The 18,697-nt window shown below is 70.2% G+C and carries 14 protein-coding genes; 12 read left to right on the forward strand and 2 right to left on the reverse strand.

Features of this window, described 5'->3' with window-relative positions; genetic code table 11:
* Positions 1–124: 124 nt before the first annotated feature.
* From treZ to D3218_RS12720, 10 genes are all read left to right on the forward strand, one after another.
* Entirely contained in the window at positions 125–2,002 is a 1,878-nt protein-coding gene (gene treZ, locus D3218_RS12675) for a malto-oligosyltrehalose trehalohydrolase (protein WP_119540452.1), read from the forward strand.
* Positions 2,002–3,864 (forward strand): 4-alpha-glucanotransferase, encoded by a 1,863-nt coding sequence (malQ, locus tag D3218_RS12680; protein ID WP_119540453.1) that lies wholly within the window; start codon positions 2,002–2,004, stop codon positions 3,862–3,864. The genes treZ and malQ overlap by 1 nt, the downstream gene beginning before the upstream one ends.
* Positions 3,861–6,569: a malto-oligosyltrehalose synthase gene (gene treY, locus D3218_RS12685; RefSeq protein WP_119540454.1), complete on the forward strand. Its 2,709-nt coding sequence runs from the start codon at positions 3,861–3,863 to the stop codon at positions 6,567–6,569. Before malQ ends, treY begins: the two co-directional genes overlap by 4 nt.
* A 60-nt stretch (positions 6,570–6,629) precedes the next feature.
* Positions 6,630–7,415, forward strand: coding sequence for a ThuA domain-containing protein (locus D3218_RS12690; protein WP_119540455.1), 786 nt, complete (start codon positions 6,630–6,632; stop codon positions 7,413–7,415).
* The gene (locus D3218_RS12695) at positions 7,412–8,470 is read left to right on the forward strand and encodes a Gfo/Idh/MocA family protein (protein WP_119540456.1); all 1,059 of its coding nucleotides are present in this window, start codon (positions 7,412–7,414) and stop codon (positions 8,468–8,470) included. The genes D3218_RS12690 and D3218_RS12695 overlap by 4 nt, the downstream gene beginning before the upstream one ends.
* A gap of 304 nt (positions 8,471–8,774) precedes the next feature.
* Complete coding sequence (locus tag D3218_RS12700; protein ID WP_119540457.1) at positions 8,775–9,671, forward strand: DMT family transporter; 897 nt, start codon at positions 8,775–8,777, stop codon at positions 9,669–9,671.
* A gap of 139 nt (positions 9,672–9,810) precedes the next feature.
* The gene (locus D3218_RS12705; protein WP_119540458.1) at positions 9,811–10,206 is read left to right on the forward strand and encodes a VOC family protein; all 396 of its coding nucleotides are present in this window, start codon (positions 9,811–9,813) and stop codon (positions 10,204–10,206) included.
* Between the two features lie 122 nt (positions 10,207–10,328).
* Positions 10,329–13,793 (forward strand): pyruvate carboxylase, encoded by a 3,465-nt coding sequence (gene pyc / locus D3218_RS12710; RefSeq protein WP_119540459.1) that lies wholly within the window; start codon positions 10,329–10,331, stop codon positions 13,791–13,793.
* A 94-nt stretch (positions 13,794–13,887) separates the two neighbouring features.
* On the forward strand, positions 13,888–14,727 hold the full coding sequence (locus tag D3218_RS12715; RefSeq protein WP_119540460.1) for a DeoR/GlpR family DNA-binding transcription regulator: 840 nt from the start codon (positions 13,888–13,890) through the stop codon (positions 14,725–14,727).
* Positions 14,724–15,935: an MFS transporter gene (locus D3218_RS12720; RefSeq protein WP_119540461.1), complete on the forward strand. Its 1,212-nt coding sequence runs from the start codon at positions 14,724–14,726 to the stop codon at positions 15,933–15,935. The genes D3218_RS12715 and D3218_RS12720 overlap by 4 nt, the downstream gene beginning before the upstream one ends.
* Before the next feature lie 33 nt (positions 15,936–15,968).
* Here the strand turns inward: D3218_RS12720 and D3218_RS12725 are convergent, their stop codons facing one another.
* Together D3218_RS12725 and D3218_RS12730 are read right to left on the reverse strand one after the other, a co-directional pair.
* Complete coding sequence (locus tag D3218_RS12725; protein WP_119540462.1) at positions 15,969–16,127, reverse strand: DUF3309 family protein; 159 nt, start codon at positions 16,125–16,127, stop codon at positions 15,969–15,971.
* A gap of 89 nt (positions 16,128–16,216) precedes the next feature.
* Entirely contained in the window at positions 16,217–16,375 is a 159-nt protein-coding gene (locus tag D3218_RS12730; protein ID WP_119540463.1) for a DUF3309 family protein, read from the reverse strand.
* A gap of 203 nt (positions 16,376–16,578) precedes the next feature.
* Between D3218_RS12730 and ispG the strand changes: the two genes are divergently transcribed.
* Positions 16,579–17,844, forward strand: coding sequence for a flavodoxin-dependent (E)-4-hydroxy-3-methylbut-2-enyl-diphosphate synthase (gene ispG / locus D3218_RS12735; protein WP_119540464.1), 1,266 nt, complete (start codon positions 16,579–16,581; stop codon positions 17,842–17,844).
* The gene (locus D3218_RS12740; RefSeq protein WP_119540465.1) at positions 17,841–18,692 is read left to right on the forward strand and encodes a lytic transglycosylase domain-containing protein; all 852 of its coding nucleotides are present in this window, start codon (positions 17,841–17,843) and stop codon (positions 18,690–18,692) included. Before ispG ends, D3218_RS12740 begins: the two co-directional genes overlap by 4 nt.
* The last annotated feature ends 5 nt before the right edge of the window (positions 18,693–18,697 follow it).

An 18,697-nucleotide genomic window follows, 5' to 3' on the forward strand; every position in this document is an offset into this window, starting at 1 on the left:
CCGGACGGTTCTCCCGCCCCACTTAACGCAACGACGCCGTGCCGGTGGCCCCTGTGTCTCCGGCACGCGCGAAGCGCGGGCGCGCGGCCGCCCGCTTCCGGCATCGGCACGAGGCATCCTGGGCATGAGCGGCGGCGACACCTTCTCCTTCGATACGAGCTGGGGCGCGCGCTATGCGCCCGAGGGCAGCCGCTTCCGGCTGTGGGCACCCAGCGCCGGGAGCGTCGAGCTCGCCCTGGCCGAGGTCGACAGCAACGAGCCCGATCGCTACCACCCGCTCGCCCGCGCCGACGACGGCTGGTGGGAGGCGGTCGCGACCGACGTCGAGCCGGGCATGTCCTACGGCTTCCGCATCGACGGCGAGACGCTGGTGGCCGATCCTGCGGCCCGTGCCCAGGCCGGCGACGTCCACTGGATGTCGCGGCTCGTGGACCCGAACGCGCACCAGTGGAGCGTCCCCGACTGGCAGGGGCGGCCCTGGCACGAATGCGTGTTCTACGAGTTGCATGTCGGGACCTTCACCGAGGAAGGGACCTTCGACGCCATCATCCCGAAGCTCGACTATCTGCGCGACGTCGGCGTCACCGCGATCGAGCTTCTGCCCGTCGCCCAGTTCGGCGGCCAGCGCGGATGGGGCTACGACGGGGTGCTGCTCTACTGCCCGCACCAGTTCTACGGCGGGCCGGAGGGGCTGAAGCGCCTCGTGGACGCGGCGCACCAGCGCGGGCTGATGGTCTTCCTGGACGTCGTCTACAACCACTTCGGTCCGGACGGGAACTACATCCCCGCCTATGTTCCGGAGTTCTTCCACGAGGAGATCTCGACGCCCTGGGGCGCCGCGATCGCCTACGACGAGAAGCCGGTGCGCGATTTCATGATCGAGAACGCGCTCTACTGGCTCACCGAATACCGCATCGACGGCCTGCGCCTCGACGCCATCGATTCCATCAAGGACACGACCGACACGCCCCTGGTGAAGGAACTCGCTGAGCGGGTGCGCGAGCAGTTCGTCGACCGCCACGTCCACATCACCACGGAGGACGACCGCAACATCACCTGGCACATCGAGCGCGGCGCCGACGGCTCGGTGCCGCTGGTGTCGGGCGAGTGGAACGACGACTTCCACCACACCGCCCACGTGCTCGCCACCCACGAGCAGGAAGGCTACTACTCGGACTACGACCCGGCCAACACCGAGCAGATGGCGCGCTCCCTCGCCACCGGCTTCGTGTTCCAGGGGCAGATGTCGCATCACCGCGACAGAAAGGTCGGGAACCCCTCCGGCCACCTGCCGCCCACCGCCTTCGTCAACTTCATTCAGAACCACGACCAGATCGGCAACCGCGCCTTCGGCGACCGGCTGCGCTCGCTGTCCTCGGCGCGCATCTACGACTGCGTCCAGGCGATCCTTCTCCTGTCGCCGCAGATCCCGCTGATGTTCCAGGGTGACGAGTTCGGCGACTGCAACTCGTTCTGCTTCTTCACCGACTTCGACGGCGAGCTGGCGAGCGCGGTGTCGCTCGGCCGGCGCAAGGAGTTCCGCAAGTTCGCCGCCTTCGAGGACGCGGAGGCGGCGGACGTCTTCCCCGATCCCAACAGCGAGCGCACCTTCGAGATCTCGCGCATCGACTGGGAGCTGGTAGTCCGCCCGATCCAGCGCCGGCGCCTGCAGGTGACCACCAAGCTGCTCGCGCAGCGCCGCGAGGTGCTCATGCCGCTGCTCGAAGGCGTGGGCGGCGGCTGCGGCCGGGCCTTCGCGGACGGGCGCTGCTTCGTGGTCTCGTGGGAGCTGCGACCCGGCCGCGTCTACCACCTCTTCGCCAACCTTTCCGACAGCGTGTGGACCCTGCCCGAGGGTCTGCGCCTGGAAGAGGTCGCGCAGGCCGATCTGGTCTACGCCAACCACAAGACGGCGCACGAGAGCCTGGGCGCCGGGACGCTGCCGGGCATGACCGTCCTGTTCGCCCTGTCGGACGGCCAGCTCTTCCCGGGGGTGCGGTGATGGCACGCGAACCGCTCGACCGGCTCGCCGAAAGCCACGGCATCCAGATCCGCTACAAGTCGGAACTCGGCGAGGCGAAGGAGATCCCCGACGCGGCCAAGTCCGCCTTGCTCCGGACGCTGAAGGTCGACCCCGACGCAGGCGAGGCGGGGGCGTTCGACGCGGCCGAGCACCGCCCCGCGCTCGCCTGCGCGCTGCCCGAGGAGGCGGCGGGTCACAAGCGCTGGGGCGTGACCTGCCAGCTCTATGCGCTCCGTTCCCAGCGGAGCCTCGGCATCGGCGACTTCGAGGACCTCGGCCATCTCGCCGAGATCGCGGCGGCCGAGGGCGCGAGCTTCGTCGGAGTCAATCCGCTGCATGCGCTGTTCCTGTCGGATGCCGGGCGCTACAGCCCCTATTCGCCATCTACCCGCCGCTTCCTGAACCCGTTCTACCTCGCGATCGACGCGCTGCCGGGCGGGCCCGAGGCGCTGGCGGCGGCGCGGCGCGAGACGCCGGACGCCTTCGCGGCGCTCGGCGGCGAACTCGTGGACTACGCCGCGGTCGGAACTCTGAAGCGTCGGTTGCTCCAGGCCGCCTACGGAGGGGTGCGCGACGGGCTCGACGCGGACGAGGACTTCCGCGCCTTCTGTGAGAAGGGTGGCGACGCGCTGCGGGATTTCTCCCTGTTCGAGGCGATCTCAGCCCATATGCGCGAGCAGGGCGGTGCCGCCGGCTGGCACGGCTGGCCCGACGCGTTCCACAAGCGCTCGGGCGAGGCGGTGCGCGCCTTCGAGGCAGAGAACGCGGACGCGCTGCGCTTCCACGAATGGCTGCAGTTCCAATGCGACCGGCAGTTGGGCGGCGCCCAGCGGCGCGCCAAGGCGGCAGGCATGGCGATCGGCCTCTATCTCGACTTCGCCGTGGGCGTTTCGCCCGACGGGGCGGAGACCTGGGCCGACCCGGATCTCACCGTTCGCGAGGCGCGCGTCGGCTCGCCGCCCGACATGTTCAATTCGGAAGGGCAGGACTGGGGCCTCGCACCGCTCTCGCCGCGCGCGCTGGCCGAGCGCAACTACGCGCCGCTCGCCTCCGCCTATGCCGCCCTGATGGAACACGCCGGCGCGATCCGCATCGATCACGCGATGGGACTGGCGCGGCTCTGGTGGATCCCGGAGACGAGCCGGTCGGGGGGCGGCGGCTACGTGCGCTATCCGCTGGGCGCGATGGTGGATGCGGTGGCGCGGGTGTCGCAGGACATGCGCTGCGTCGTGATCGGCGAGGACCTCGGCACCGTGCCGGAGGGCTTCCGCGACGTGATGCACGAGGCCAACATCCTCGCCTACAAGGTGCTCTACTTCGAGCGCTGGGAGGACGGCCTGTTCAAGGCCGCCGGCGAGTATCCCGCGCGCTCGCTGGCCTGCATCTCCACCCACGATCTGGCAACGCTGGCCGGCTGGTGGCGCGGCGCCGACATTCGCTTGCGCTCGGAAACCGGGCGTCAGGACGAGGCGGCCACCGCCCGCGACCTTCAGGGGCGCGCACGCGAGCGGCGCACGCTCCTGGCCGCGCTCGATCACGAGGGTCTGCTGTCGCCCGAATGGGCGGCCGCGGCGCGGGGCGAGGGCGAACTGCCGGCCGAGCTCGGGCAGGACCTCGCGCTCGCCGTGCACCGCTTCGGCGCGCGCACCGGCTCGATGCTCTTCGCCGTGCAGGTCGAGGACATGGTGCTGGCCGAGCGCCAGCCCAACCTGCCCGGCACCATGGACGAATATCCCAACTGGCGCATCCGCTCCGACGTGGCCCTCGAGGACCTCGGCGCGGACCAGCGCTTCCAAGCGATGGCGCGTGCCCTGCGCCAGGAAAGACCGGAGACCGCATGAGCCGACCCCTCGTCGCCACCTACCGTCTCCAGTTCCGCGAGGGCACCGGCTTCGGGGAAGCCCGGGAGCTGATCCCCTACCTTCGCACGCTCGGCGTCAGCCACCTCTACGCCTCGCCGGTCTTCGCGGCCTCGCCGGGCTCGACCCACGGCTACGACGTGGTGGACTACAACCATTTCGAGGACGATCTCGGCGGCGACGCCGGCTTCAACGCGCTGAGCGACGGCTTGAGCGCGGCCGATCTCGGGCTGATCCTCGACTTCGTGCCCAACCACATGGGCGTCTCGCCGGCCAATGCCTGGTGGGAGGACGTGCTGCGCTGGGGGCAGGACAGCCATTTCGCCCAGACCTTCGACATCTCCTGGGAGGCCGAGAAGATCCTCGTGCCGACCCTCGGCAAGCCCTACGGCGAGGCGCTGAAGGACGGCGACCTGTCGCTGGTCTACAACGAGGCGCGCAAGGAGCTGCGCTTCTCGGCCGGGGGCTACGAGCTGCCGCTCGACCCGCGCACCCTCAGCCACGTCTTCGCCTTCGTCGAGCACGACGAGCGCGAGCGCATGGTGCGTCGCTTCTCGGCCGCCGTGCCGGCGGACGGGGAGGAGCTGAACGAGCGTTTCGCCGAGCATGTGGCCGATCCCGGCTTCCTCGCCGCGCTGCGTCAGGGCGTCGAGGCGATCAACGCGGATCGCGACGCGCTGCACGCGCTGCACGAGGCCCAGGCCTGGCGCCTCGCCTGGTGGCGGCTGGCGCGCGAGAAGCTCTCCTATCGCCGCTTCTTCGAGATCGCCGACCTGATCGGCGTGCGCCAGGAGATGCGCCGCGTCTTTCGCGAATCCCACCGGACCGTCCTGCGGCTCGCCCGCGAGCGCCGTCTCGACGGCATCCGCATCGACCATGTCGACGGCGTCGCCGATCCCAAGAACTACCTCGCCGATCTTGCCCGCGCCTTCGAGGCGATCGGGCGCGACGTGAAGATCCACGTCGAGAAGATCCTGACCGGCCCGGAACGCCTGCGCCGCTCCTGGAACATCGCCGGCACCACGGGCTACGAGTTCATCACCGCGCTGTCGGGCCTCTATGTCGACGCCTCGAAGGAAGAGGCGATGACGCGGGCCTATGCCGAGTTCGTCGGGGCGGACGAAGACCTCCGGCAGATGATCGTGGAGCAGAAGCGCCTGATCTTCAGCCACAACCTGGCGGGCGAGCTCGCCTTCCTGGCGGACGAGGCGCTGGCGGTCGCCGCGCGCGACCTCGACACGCGCGACTTCGGACGGGACGCGATGACGCGCTCGATCGTGGAGGTCGCGGCTGCGCTGCCCGTCTACCGCACCTATGCCAGCGTCGACGGCGTGCCCGAGCCCGATATCCAGGTGATCGACGACGCGGTGGCGCTCGCCCAGTCGCGCCGCGAGGTGGAGGCCAACCGGCCGGTCGCCTTCGTCGGCCGCCTCCTCAAGCTCGACTTCGAGGACGGACGCGACGTCACCGGCGCCCTCAACTTCTCCCGGCGTTTCCAGCAGACCACGGGCGCGGTGATGGCCAAGGCGGTGGAGGACACGACCTTCTACCGCTACAACCGCCTGATCGCGCTGAACGAGGTGGGCGGCGAGCCCGACCACTACGGCGCCGACCTGCCCGCCTTCCACGAGGCGATGGCGATCCGGCTGGAGGACCAGCCCGAGGGCCTGATGGCGTCCTCGACCCACGACACCAAGCGCGGCGAGGACGCGCGCGCGCGCCTCTACACGATCAGCGAGGCGCCCGAGCGCTGGGCCGAGATCGTCGCGTCGGCGGCCGAGGCCATGGCGCCCTGGCGCAAGGACCTGGGCGAGGCGCTGGTCTCGCCCGACCCCGCCACCGAATGGGGCTTCTACCAGACGCTGCTCGGCGTGATCCCCGCCGACTTCGATCCCGCCGACGACGCGATGCGGCGGGAGCTGTCGGAGCGCCTCGCCGCCTTCGCGGAGAAGGCGGCCCGCGAGGCCAAGCGCTACACCACCTGGACGGCCCCGAACGCGGACTATGAAGCGGCGCTCAAGGGCTTCGTGGAGGCGGCACTCTCGCGGGCGACGGGCGGCGACATCCTGGAGGCCTTCTGGCGGTCGATGCAGCCCTTCGTGGTGGCCGGCGCGCTGACCTCCCTGTCGCAGACGCTGGTCAAGCTCACGGCGCCGGGCGTGCCCGACATCTATCAGGGCACCGAGTTCTACGACCTCAGCCTGGTCGATCCGGACAACCGGCGGAAGGTCGACTTCGCCGCGCGCGAGGCGGCCATGACGGACGGGCACGGCGTCGCCGAGGCGCTGCCGCACTGGCGGGACGGCCGGGTCAAGGCGAAGCTGACGGCCGCCGCGCTCAAGGCCCGCATCAAGGCTCCGGAGCTTTTCACCGAAGGCCGCTACCTGCCGCTGGAGGTGACGGGCGAGCGCCGCGACCATGTGGTCGCCTTCGCCCGCGCGGACGGGCAGGGGCGCTTCGCAGTCTGCGTGACGCCGCGCCTCGCCCTCGGCCTCCTCGGGGAGGGCGCCGAGATCCCGCTGCCCGATCCCGCGGCCTGGGGCGACACGGCCGTGCGCCTGCCCTCGCAGCTCTCGGGCGCGCGCTTCGAGGACATCCTCAATCTCAAGCCGGTGGCCGGCGCGGCGGAACTGCCGCTTCGCGACCTCTTGGCCGATCTCCCGGTCGCTCTATTGATCGCCGACTGACACGGCGCGGGCGGACGCTCCGCCCGCCCTCATCGCATGCGAATGGAGGAACAGCACGCCATGCCGATCCGCACCGTCGTCTGGAACGAATTCCTTCACGAACGGGAGAACGAGGCCGTCCGGTCGATCTATCCCGAGGGCATCCATCGCACCATCGCCGAGGCCTTGGCCGAGGACCCGGCGATCGAGGTCGGTACCGCGACCCTCGAAGAGCCCGAGCACGGCCTGTCGCAGGCGCGCCTCGACCGGACGGACGTCCTGGTCTGGTGGGGGCACAAGGCGCACGGGCGCGTGTCGGACGAGATCGTGGATCGCGTGCAGCAGCGCGTGAACGAGGGCATGGGCCTGCTCGTCCTCCATTCCGGCCATTTCTCCAAGGTGTTCAAGCGGCTGATGGGCACGCCCTGCTCGCTGCGCTGGCGCGAGGCCGGCGAGCGGGAGCGGCTCTGGGTCATCAACCCGTCGCACCCGATCGCACAGGGGGTCGACCGGGCGATCGAGCTGCCCCATTCGGAGATGTACGGCGAGCCCTTCCTGGTGCCCGAACCGCTGGAGACGGTGTTCGTCTCCTGGTTCGAGGGCGGCGAGGTGTTCCGGTCGGGGTTGACCTACCAGCGGGGGGCCGGGCGCATCTTCTACTTCGAGCCCGGCCACGAGACCTATCCGATCTATCACGACGCGGCGATCCGCACCGTGCTGCGCAACGCCGTGCGCTGGGCGCACAACCCGGCGGCGCCCTGGAAGGGCGTGGCGGAGGCGCCCAACGTGCCGGTCGAGGAAGCGCGCGAGCGGATCGTCAAGAAGGGCCTCTCCCTGCACGAGGCGGGCGAGGAGGGCTTCCGTTGAGCGCGCCAAAGCGCATCCTGATCCTCGGCACGGGCGCCATCGCACATCGCCACGCCGAGCACTTCGCCACCATCCCGGGCTGCCGGCTGGTGGCGGCCGCCGACACCAACGTGGTTCGCGCCCGCCTCTTCGCCGACGAGCATGCGATCCCCGAAGCCTTCGGCTCGCTGGAGGAGGCCATCGCCTGGGGCGGGTTCGACGCCGCGGTGAACTCGACCCCGGACGGCGCCCACAAGGCGACGAGCCTCCAGCTCATCGCGGCGGGCAAGCCGGTCTTCTGCGAGAAGCCGCTGGCGGTGAACTACCCGGATGCGCTGGAGATGACCGAGGCGGTGGAGGCGGCGGGCCTCGTCAACATGGTCAACCTCACCTATCGCAACGCGCATGCGATCCAGATGGCGCGGCGCATGGTGGAGGAGGGGCGCATCGGCACCGTGCGCCATTTCGAGGCGAGCTATCTCCAGAGCTGGCTGACCAGCCCGCACTGGGGCGACTGGCGCACCGACGAGCGCTGGCTCTGGCGCCTTTCGTCGTCGCACGGCTCCAAGGGCGTGCTCGGCGACATCGGCATCCACATCCTCGACTTCGCCTGCTTCGGCACGGGGCTCGACGTCGCCGCCCTCCAGGCGCGCATGAAGACCTACGACAAGGCGCCCGGCGGCGCGATCGGCCTCTACACGCTCGACGTCAACGACAGCGTGGCGATGACCGTGGAGATGGGCAACGGCGCGCTCGGCACCGTCAACATGACGCGCTATGCGACCGGCAAGCTGAACGACCTGAACCTTGCGATCTACGGCGAGACGGGTGCGCTGCGCATCTGGGCCAACCATGTCGACTCGCGGCTGGAAGCATGCCTCGGCGCCGATATCGAGACGCAGACCTGGCGCGTCCTCGACTGTCCGGTCACCCCGCGCAACGAGCACCGCTTCGCCATGGCGCTGATGTCGGGCGACAACGGACAGCCCGACTTCCGGCATGCGGCGCAGGTTCAGAAACTGCTCGACCTTTGCTTCGTGTCGGACCGCGAGGGGCGCTGGCTGGCGGTGGACTGAGCCGTCCCGCGCGCCGCGGCAACAGCGCGGAATTCTTTCCGCCGACACGCCGCTTCCATGCTTTTGCCGCAATGGCCAAGGGCGCGGAACCTTCATCACGCGGCATGCCGGTTGGTAAGAGAAGATGATCGGAATCAGTGCGTTGGCACAGTTGCGGCGGCGCATATAAACGGACTATCAACCGACATGCGCGATGGTGCGCATGCCGACCGCCCTCAACACGAAAACGCGCCCCTCGGGGCGAACGATCGCCAGATCGCGACACCGGCTCGTCCCTGTTCCCGACATTCGAAGCCGTACCGCGATGCATACCGGAATCCTCCTCGCCTTCCTGGCGTATTTCGCCTATTCCTGCTCCGACGCCGCCGCCAAGGCGCTGGGCTCGACCATGCCGGTCTTCGAGATCGGCTTCTTCATCTCGCTGTTCGCCCTGGTTCCCGCGCTCCTGTCGAAGCGGCAGGAGGATAGCTGGCGCTCGATCGTGCGTCCGAAGCGCCCCTGGCTGGTGTTCGCCCGCATGGCGACCGGCACGATCGGCGGCATCACCGCGACCTACGCCTTCGTGTCGCTGCCGCTCGCGGAAGCCTACGCTCTGATCTTCCTGCTGCCGGTCTTCGTGGCCGTCCTGTCGGCGCTGTTCCTGAAGGAGGTCGTCGGGCTCGGGCGCTGGGCCTCGTTGCTCGGGGGGCTCGCCGGCGTCCTGCTCGTGGTGCGACCGGGCTTCAACGCCCTGTCGCTCGGCCATCTGGCGGCGCTGACCTGCGCCTTCGTCGGCGCGCTGACCGTGATCATCCTGCGCACGCTGGGCCCCACGGAGAAGCGGCTGACGCTGGTCGGCGCGGTGCTGCTCGCCGCCGTCTGCGTCAACGGCGTCCTGATGATCCCGGGCTTCGTGAAGCCCACGGTCGCGGACCTGCCGATCCTGGTCTTCGGTGGCCTCTGCGCCGGCATCGGCCACATCAGCATCGTGATGGCCGCGCGCGTCACGCAGGCCAGCCGGATCGCGCCCACGCAGTACAGCCAGATCGTCTGGGCGGCGGTGCTGGGCGCCCTGTTCTTCGGCGAGGTGCCCGATCCGATCGCGGTGGCGGGCATGGCGCTCGTCGGGTTCTGCGGCCTGTCGACGCTGGGCGGTGGCCGCACCGCCGGCGCCGACGCTCCCGCGCGCACCGGCTGGCGCGCCCGGCTCCTGCGCGCCTGAGGCGCGCCGGCCGGAGATCTTCACGCCTTTCCGAGCCCGCCGGCGCCCCGCGTCGGCGGGCTCGGCGCGTTCGCGCGGCTTGCATCCGGCGCCGCACCGCCTATTCCCTCCTGCGAACCCGCAGCCGAAGGAGGGCACGATGGCCAAGCTCATTCACTCGATGATCCGCGTTCGCGACGAGGCCCGCTCCGTCGACTTCTACGCCCGCGCCTTCGCGCTGGCGGTCGCCGACCGGCTGGCGTTCGACGGCTTCACGCTGATCTACCTGTCCAATCCCGAGAGCGGGTTCGAGCTGGAGCTGACCGTCAACGGCGATCGCAGCGAGCCCTACGATCTCGGCGACGGCTACGGACATCTGGCGGTCGGCGTCGACGATCTCGAGGCCGAGCACGCCCGCCTCGCGGCGGAGAACCTGTCGCCGCAGCCGATTCGCGAGCTGGCGCATGCCTCCGGCGGCAAGGCGCGCTTCTTCTTCGTGAGCGACCCGGACGGCTACCGGATCGAGGTCCTGGAACGGAGCTGGCGCTTCCGCTGACGGACCGCCGCGCGATGCGGCGCGCGTGACCGTTGCCGCATCGACATGCTGCATTGCAACGGGCGCGGTTCTGTATTTAGCTCGCCAACCGCAGAGCGCATCGTTTCCGGGGGGAAGTCTACGTGCCCATATCCAAGATCCTCGTCGCCAACCGGTCCGAGATCGCGATCCGCGTGTTTCGCGCGGCCAACGAGCTCGGGCTGAAGACCGTGGCGATCTGGGCGGAAGAGGACAAGTACGCCCTGCACCGTTTCAAGGCGGACGAGAGCTACCAGGTCGGGCGCGGCCCGCACCTCGCCCGCGATCTCGGCCCGATCGAGAGCTATCTTTCGATCGAGGAGGTGATCCGCGTCGCGAAGGAATCCGGCGCCGACGCGATTCATCCGGGCTACGGGCTCCTGTCGGAAAGCCCGGAATTCGCCGAGGCCTGCGCGCAGAACGGCATCGTCTTCATTGGGCCGACGCCGGAGACCATGCGCCGGCTCGGCAACAAGGTGGCGGCGCGCAACCTCGCGGTGGAGGTCGGCGTGCCCGTGGTGCCCGCGACCGACCCTCTGCCGGAGGACATGGACGAGGTGCGGCGCCTGGCGGAGGGGATCGGCTACCCGCTCATGCTCAAGGCCTCCTGGGGCGGCGGCGGTCGCGGCATGCGCGCCATCCGCAAGGCCGAGGACCTCGCGCGCGAGGTGACGGAGGCCAAGCGCGAGGCCAAGGCGGCGTTCGGCAAGGACGAGGTCTATCTCGAGAAGCTGGTGGAGCGCGCCCGCCATGTCGAGGTGCAGATCCTCGGCGACACGCACGGCAACGTGGTCGATCTCTTCGAGCGCGACTGCTCGATCCAGCGCCGCAACCAGAAGGTCGTCGAGCGCGCCCCGGCCCCCTATCTCGACGACGCCAAGCGCCGGGAACTTGCCGGCTATGCCCGCCAGATCTGCGCGGCGACGGACTATGTCGGCGCGGGCACGGTCGAGTTCCTGATGGATGCCGACACGGGCGCCTTCTACTTCATCGAGGTCAACCCGCGCATCCAGGTCGAGCACACGGTCACCGAGCAGGTGACGGGCATCGACATCGTCAAGGCGCAGATCCACATCCTGGACGGCGCGGCGATCGGGACGGCGGAATCGGGCGTGCCGCGGCAGGAGGACATCCGCCTGCACGGCCATGCCCTCCAGTGCCGCATCACCACCGAGGATCCGGAGCAGAACTTCATCCCCGACTACGGCCGCATCACCGCCTATCGCGGCGCGACCGGCTTCGGCATCCGCCTCGACGGCGGCACGGCCTATTCGGGCGCGGTGATCACGCGCTTCTACGACCCGCTCCTGGAGAAGGTGACGGCCTGGGCGCCGAGCCCCGAGGAGGCGATCGCGCGCATGCACCGCGCCTTGCGCGAGTTCCGCATCCGGGGCGTGGCCACCAACCTCACCTTCCTGGAAGCGATCATCACGCACCCGGCCTTCGCCGACAACTCGTACACGACGCGCTTCATCGACACGACGCCCGAGCTGTTCGAGCAGGTGAGGCGCCGCGACCGGGCGACCAAGCTCCTGACCTATCTGGCGGACGTGACCGTCAACGGCCACCCGGAGACGCGCGGGCGGCCCAAGCCCCCGGCCGACGCGCGCAAGCCTGTCGCGCCGCGCTTCGACGCGCCGGTGCGGCCGGGCACGCGGCAGACGCTGGCGGAACTCGGCGCGAAGGGCTTCGCCGACTGGATGCTGGCCCAGCCGCAGGTGCTGGTGACCGACACGACCATGCGCGATGGGCATCAGTCGCTCCTGGCCACCCGGATGCGCACGCACGACATCGTCGGCATCGCCGACGCCTATGCCCGCGCCCTGCCGCAGCTCCTGTCGCTCGAATGCTGGGGCGGGGCGACCTTCGACGTCGCCATGCGCTTCCTGACCGAGGACCCGTGGGAGCGCCTGGGCGCGATCCGCGACAGGGCGCCCAACATCCTCCTTCAGATGCTGCTGCGCGGCTCCAACGGCGTCGGCTACACCAATTATCCCGACAACGTGGTGAAGCGGTTCGTAGCGGAGGCCGCCGGCGGGGGCGTCGACCTGTTCCGCGTCTTTGACTGCCTGAACTGGGTCGAGAACATGCGCGTCTCGATGGACGCGGTGATCGAGTCGGGCAAACTGTGCGAGGGCGCGATCTGCTACACGGGCGACCTCTTCGATCCCGCCCGCGCCAAATACGACCTGAAATACTATGTCGGCCTCGCCAAGGAGATGGAGCGCGCGGGCGCCCACATCCTCGGCGTCAAGGACATGGCGGGTCTCCTGAAGCCGGCGGCGGCCCGCACGCTGATCAAGACGCTGAAGGAGGAGGTGGGGCTGCCCATCCATCTCCACACGCACGACACGTCCGGCATCGCGGCGGCGACGATCCTGGCGGCGGTGGAGGCCGGCGTCGACGCGGTGGATGCCGCGATGGACGCCCTGTCGGGCAACACCTCGCAGGCCTGCCTCGGCTCGCTCAACGAGGCGTTGAAGGGTTCGGAGCGCGATCCCGGCCTCGACCAGGACGCGATCCGGCGCATCTCCTTCTACTGGGAGGCGGTGCGCAACCAGTATGCCGCCTTCGAGAGCGACCTGAAGGGGCCGGCCTCGGAGGTCTATCTCCACGAGATGCCGGGCGGCCAGTTCACCAACCTCAAGGAGCAGGCCCGCTCGCTCGGGCTTGAGACGCGCTGGCACGAGGTGGCGAAGGCCTATTCGGAGGCGAACCTGATGTTCGGCGACATCGTCAAGGTGACGCCGTCCTCCAAGGTCGTCGGCGACATGGCGCTGATGATGGTGGCGCAGGACCTGTCGGTCGCCGACGTCGAGGCGCCGGCGCGCGACATCGCCTTCCCCGATTCCGTGATCTCGATGCTGCGCGGCGACCTCGGCCAGCCGCCGGGCGGATGGCCGGAAGGGCTCCAGAAGAAGGCGCTGAAGGGCGAGGCGCCGATCCTCGAGCGGCCGGGCTCGCTGATCCCCGACGCCGATCTCCAGGCCGAACGCGCCCGGATCGAGGAAAAGCTCGGCCGCAAGGTGAGCGACCGGGAGTTCGCCTCCTACCTGATGTACCCGAAGGTCTTCACCGACTTCGCGCTCGCCGCCGACACCTACGGCCCGGTCTCCACCCTGCCGACGCCGAACTACTTCTACGGCATCGAGACCGAGGAGGAGATCCTGGTGGATCTCGAGCCGGGCAAGACGCTGGTGGTGCGCTGCCTCGGCTCGGCCGACACGGACGAGAAGGGCAAGAAGACGGTGTTCTTCGAGCTCAACGGCCAGCCGCGCCGCATCAAGGTGCCCGATCGTGCCAAGGGCAACGGGTCGGGCGCGGCGCGCCCCAAGGCCGAGCCCGGCAACGCCGCGCATGTCGCGGCCCCGATGCCGGGCGTCGTCTCGACCCTCGCCGTGCGTCCGGGCCAGGACGTCAAGGCCGGCGATGTCCTCCTGTCGATCGAGGCGATGAAGATGGAGACCGCACTCCATGCCGAAGCCGACGGCACGGTGGAGGCCGTGCACGTCAAGGCCGGCGACCAGATCGACGCCAAGGACCTCCTGGTTGTGTTCGCGCCGGCCTGACGCATCTTCGGGCGGACCCGGCGTTGTGCCGGGTTCCTCCGATTTGACGAAACGTGCATAATCGTGCATGTGAGGCTTCCATTCGGGGGCTTCCATGGGCGACGCGTCGCTGCCGCATCTTCTGGCCGAGCAGCGGCAGGCCGTGATCCGGGAGTGGCTGACGCGGGACGGGCGCGTGCTCGCATCGCAGCTTGCTGCGAGCTTCGGCGTGTCGGAAGACACCGTGCGGCGGGATCTGCGCGAACTCGCCGCGCGCGACGAATGCCGCCGCGTCTATGGCGGCGCCCTGCCGCTCGCCCCGCTGGAGGGCCCGCTCGGCCAACGGATGGGCCAGGATCGCGATCGCAAGGCGCGGCTGGGGCGGGCGATCGCCTGCACGATCATGCCGGGTTCGTCGCTGTTCATCGACGCCGGTTCCACCAATCTGGCCGTCGCCGAGGCACTGCCGCCTGACGCGGGCCTGACCGTCATCACCAACGCGCCTGCGATCGCCTGCGCCCTGCAGGACCGGGGTGGCCTGTCGGTGGTGCTTTTGGGCGGCCGTCTCGATCCGGCCAGCGGCGCGTGTCTCGGCGCGCAGACGATGCGCGAGGCGGAGCGCATGCGCCCGTCCGTGCTCGTGCTGGGCGCCTGCGGCATCGATGCAAAGGCCGGCGTCACCTCGCACGACCTCGAGGAGGCCGACCTGAAGGCGCTGCTCGCCGCGCGGGCCGGGGCGATCGTCGTGGCCGCCACCAACGGGAAGATCGGCACGGCGGCCTCGTTCCAGGTGACGCCCGTCGACGGGCGCGTGCACCTCTTTGTGGAGCACGATTGCCCGGAGGCGGCCCTGGAGCCGTTCGGCGCCGCAGGCGCCTCCATCACGCGGGCTGGAGCCGATGCGGCCTCGCGCCGCCGCCCGGCCGCCGTCAGCAGGAAAGACCCGATCCGATGACCGCACATGCCATCGACCGAGCCCCGTCCTGGCGCGATGCCTGGCCGCGCGAACGGTTGGCCGTGTCCGCCGCGTTCCTGGCTAACGGTTTCGTGCTCGGCAGTTGGACGCCGCAGATCCCGTTGCTCCAGCAGCGCCTTGGCGTATCGGAAGCGCGGCTCGGGCTCCTGATCCTCGCCTTCGGCATCGGGGCGGTGCTGGCGATGCCGCTGCTTGGCGCGGCCACCGCGCGCTTCGGCTCGCGCAGGGCGACGCTCTGGATGCACGCGGCGCTTGCCCTGTCGCTTCCCGTTCTCGTGCTCGCCCCCGGCGTTCCGGCGGCTGGCGTCGCCATCCTCCTGTTCGGCGCGGCCATGGGCGGCATGGACGTCGCGATGAACGCGAACGCGGTGTCGGTGGAGCGCCGGCGGCCGCGCGCGATCATGTCCTCGTGCCACGGCTTCTGGTCGGTGGGCGGCTTCCTGGGCGCGGCGACGGGCGGCGTCCTGATCGTGGCGCTCGGCGCAGCCGGCCATTTCGTGCTCGTCGCCGCCCTGTTGGCGGTCGCCCTCTGGCCGATCGGGTGGGCGATGCTGGAGGACCGCGACGCGGCAAATAGCGCCGTACCCACGCCCGCAGCGGGCGGGCCCACCGCGACGCCCTCGGCCGCGCGCCTTGCGGTTCTCGGCATCGGGTTCTGCGCGCTGTTCGGCATGGTGCCGGAGGGGGCGACGATCGACTGGAGCGCGATCTACCTGCGCTCGGAGCTGGGAGCCGACGTCGCCGTGTCGGGCTTCGCCTTCGCCGCCTTCTCCGCCGTGATGGCGCTGTTCCGCTTCCTGGGCGACGGCATCCGCGACAGGCTCGGCGCGGTGCGCACGCTGCGCCTGTCGGCGCTCGCCGGCATCGGCGCGCTCGCGGTGGTGGGGCTTGCGCCGAACCTTGCCGTGGCGATCCTCGGCTTCGCGCTGCTTGGCATCGGCCTGTCGAATATCGCCCCGATCGCCTTTTCGGCGGCGGGCAACGTGCCGGGTCTCAAGCCCGGCGTCGGCATCTCGATGGCGACCACGGTGGGCTATTCCGGCATCCTGATCGCACCGTCCGCGATCGGCTACCTAGCCGAACACTTCGGCTTCCAGGCCGTGTTCCTCGGCCTCAGCGGATGCCTCGTCTTCATCCTCGCGCTGTCGCCGCTGGCGCACGGCGCGGATCGGCCGCCGGCGGCCTGAGGCGCACCGGCGGCCGGGTCGCGAGGACCGGGGTCAGATCCGTCCGAGCAGGAGCAGGACCAGGACCACGATCAGGATGACGCCGAGGATGCCGCTCGGCCCGTAGCCCCAGGAGCGGGAATAGCCCCAGCCGGGAAAGGCGCCGATCAGCAGCAGGATCAGGATGACGAGAAGGATGGTGCCGAGAGACATGGGAAACTCCACAGAACGCGGGACTGAACGACATCACAACGAGGTGACCGCTCCCTGGTTCCGCAATTTCGCCACGCCGTCGCCGCGATTCAGATCAGAACCGTGACCCACGCCATCACCACGAGGGTGAACAGAACGCCGAAGGCGATGGCCGGCCGGAAGCTCCAGCCGCGCGACCAGGGCCAGACCGGCAGGAGCCCGACCATCATCAGAAGTGCGAACAGGGCAAGCGCGGCGCCGGGCGTCATCGGAGCTCCGAGGAGGGGGAGGACGGCCGTCGGGATAGGCGCGTCCGGGGCCGGCGGCAATCCCCCGGCGGGTCCCCGTCATGGCCGCGACACGATGATCCCCTTTTCTTGCGTGGCGCGAACGGCGATATAGGCCTCGATCCACGCTCCAAACCGGGCCGGCCGCAGGGCCCGGCCCCCCGCGATCCTTGAGACGGACCCCGATGACGCTACAAGCACCCGTCGAACCGGTTCTGGCCGATCCCCTGCCGCGCCGCCGCACCGTGGGCGTCGAGGTGGGCGGCGTCGAGGTGGGCGGCCCGGCGCCGGTGGTGGTCCAGTCGATGACCAACACCGACACGGCCGACGTCGACGCCACGGTGGCGCAGGTCGCCCAGCTCGCCAAGGCGGGGTCGGAGATCGTGCGCATCACGGTGGACCGCAACGAGTCGGCCGCCGCCGTGCCGCGTATCCGCGACCGTCTCCTGCGGCTCGGGGTCGACGTGCCGTTGGTCGGCGACTTCCACTATATCGGCCACAAGCTCCTGGCCGACCATCCCGACTGCGCCGCCGCGCTTGCGAAATACCGCATCAATCCCGGAAATGTCGGCTTCAAGGACAAGAAGGATCGCCAGTTCGTCGAGATCGTCGAAATGGCGATCCGCCACGACAAGCCGGTGCGCATCGGCGTCAACTGGGGCTCGCTCGACCAGGAACTCCTGACGCGCCTGATGGACGAGAACTCCAGGCTCGCCCAGCCGCTCGGCGCACGCGCCGTGATGCGCGAGGCGATCATCCAGTCGGCGCTGCTGTCGGCGGCGCTCGCCGAGGAGACGGGGCTGGCTCGCGAGCGCATCATCCTCTCGGCCAAGGTCTCCAACGTCCAGGACCTGATCGCGGTCTACCGCGACCTGTCGCGCCGCACCGACCATGCGCTGCACCTCGGGCTGACGGAGGCCGGCATGGGCTCCAAGGGCATCGTCGCTTCCTCGGCCGCGCTCGGCATCCTCCTGCAGGAGGGCATCGGCGACACGATCCGCGTGTCGCTGACGCCCGAGCCCGGCGGCGACCGCACCAAGGAGGTGCAGGTCGCGCAGGAGATTCTGCAGACCATGGGGTTCCGGCAGTTCATTCCGATCGTGGCGGCCTGTCCCGGCTGCGGACGCACCACGTCCACGCTGTTCCAGGAACTCGCCGAGACGATCCAGAACGACATCCGCGTCCACATGCCCGAATGGCGCGAGCGCTATCCCGGCGTCGAGGCGCTGTCGGTGGCGGTGATGGGCTGCATCGTCAACGGGCCGGGCGAGTCCAAGCACGCCGATATCGGCATCTCGCTGCCCGGCACCGCCGAGGTCCCGTCCGCCCCCGTCTACATGGACGGCGAGAAGGTCGCCACGCTGCGCGGTGCCAACATCGCGCAGGAGTTCCACCAGATGGTGCTCGCCTATATCGACCGCCGTTTTGGGCGGCCCGCCGCGGCGGAATGATCGGCCGGGCCGGGCTCGTCGCCGTCGCCTGCGTGGCGCTCGGGCTCGGCACGGCATCGGCGGCCGAGCCGAAGGCGGACCCGCGCGTCGGCCGCATCTGCGACCTGATCGCCGAGAACGCGGCCGCCGTCGGCATGGCGCCCGACTTCTTCGCCCGGCTGATCTGGAAGGAGTCGCGCTTCGACGAAGGGGCCCGCTCGCCGGTCGGCGCGCAGGGCATCGCCCAGTTCATGCCCTACACGGCCAGGGAGCGGGGCCTTGCCGACCCCTACGACAAGGTCGAGGCGCTGCGCCATTCGGCGCAGTACTTGCGCGACCTGCGCGCCGAGCTCGGCTCCTGGGGCCTGGCGGCGGCGGCCTACAACGGCGGCATCAACCGCGTGAAGCGCTGGATGGCCTCGGGCGGGCGCCTTCCCTTCGAGACCGAGGACTATGTCCTGTCGATCACCGCCCAGCCGGCCGCCTGGTTCCGCGAGGAGCGGCGCGAAGCGGAGGTGGCCCCGCTGGTCAAGGACCTCGCCTTTCCGGACGCCTGCCGCCGCCTGCCGATCCTGCCGACCCGCGCCGTGTTCGCGATGGCCGAAAGCGCGCCGATGCGGCCCTGGGGCGCGCAGGTGGCGGGCCATCCGAACGAGGCGATCGCGGTGCGCATCTACCGCAAGCTGCAGGACCGGTATCCGGGCGTGCTCGGCGGCGTCGAGCCGATCGTGATGCGCGCGCGGCCGATCTCCGGCCCCCGCCGCATCACCGCCATTCGCGTCGGCGCCAATTCGCGCCGCGAGGCGGACGCGTTCTGCACCCGCTATCGAGGCGTCGGCGGCTCCTGCGTCGTGACGCGCAACCGTTGAGAGGG

It is taken from the genome of Aureimonas flava, from assembly GCF_003583935.1.
In the GTDB taxonomy this organism is placed as follows: domain Bacteria; phylum Pseudomonadota; class Alphaproteobacteria; order Rhizobiales; family Rhizobiaceae; genus Aureimonas; species Aureimonas flava.